The sequence below is a fragment of the Gibbsiella greigii genome (assembly GCF_039540155.1).
Lineage (GTDB): Bacteria > Pseudomonadota > Gammaproteobacteria > Enterobacterales > Enterobacteriaceae > Gibbsiella > Gibbsiella quercinecans.
Map to the genome: position 1 here is coordinate 1 of NZ_BAABEM010000028.1, position 826 is coordinate 826.

1 protein-coding gene is annotated in these 826 nt (G+C 60.2%); it reads right to left on the reverse strand.

Annotated elements, in window-relative coordinates:
- On the reverse strand, positions 1-826 hold an 826-nt coding region (locus AC559G_RS18135), incomplete at both ends, for a hypothetical protein (protein WP_498913682.1).

The window sequence follows — 826 nt, forward strand, 5'->3', positions numbered from 1 at the left end:
CCTGGCCGGGATCATAACCGACCTGCTGCAACAGATAATCGCTGCTCAGGAACTGGCTTCTGTCGGTAAAGCGTGAGTCAGTCACCACCAGGAAAGCGCTCTCTGCCGCAGTTTGCTGGCGGAACAGACCATTATTAGGAATCGTCGTCGCCACGTTGGCCAGATGCTGTTGGTCGGTTAACGCCAGCTCGCCTGGCGTGAGCGGCCGGCTGCCCTCCGCCAGCCCGGTATCGGCGGCCTGCCAGCGCTGCCCGCTGATGTTGACCGCTAACGGGTTGCGTTCCCATTCGGCGCGTTCGGCCGCTGCCGCGCTTTGCGCGGCCGCCACGGTGCTGATTTGCGCCTGGTTGACGGTGGTGTTTGTCAACTGTGCGCCGCCGAGCGTGACATTGCCGTAACCGCTGATCACCCCGTCAAGGGTGGTTAAGGCGGTGGTTTCGTCGATAGTGTAGGTCGGGTACCAATGCCCCTCCGCCCGATCATAATGATCGACAATATATTCCTGGCGCCGCTGATTCACCGAATAGCCGCGGTTGATGATGTTGGCAGTGCCGTCAATCGTCAGGTTGCCGTTGCTGCTGAGGGTGCTGGCGTCATTCTGCAGTTGCCCGGCAATATGCAGGAACATGTTGCCCCCGGCAAGCAGGCTCGCCCCAACGCCGGCGGAAACCAACCGATCTTCGGTAAGGGTGCCCGTGACGGTGCGTTCACGCAGGTTGTTGTAATCCGTCACATAAGGCGCGCTGGCAATATCGATAAACCGATCGGGGCTCCACTGCGCGATCGTTTCGCTATCGGTGGCATTCCACCAGACGGTGTTTTGATA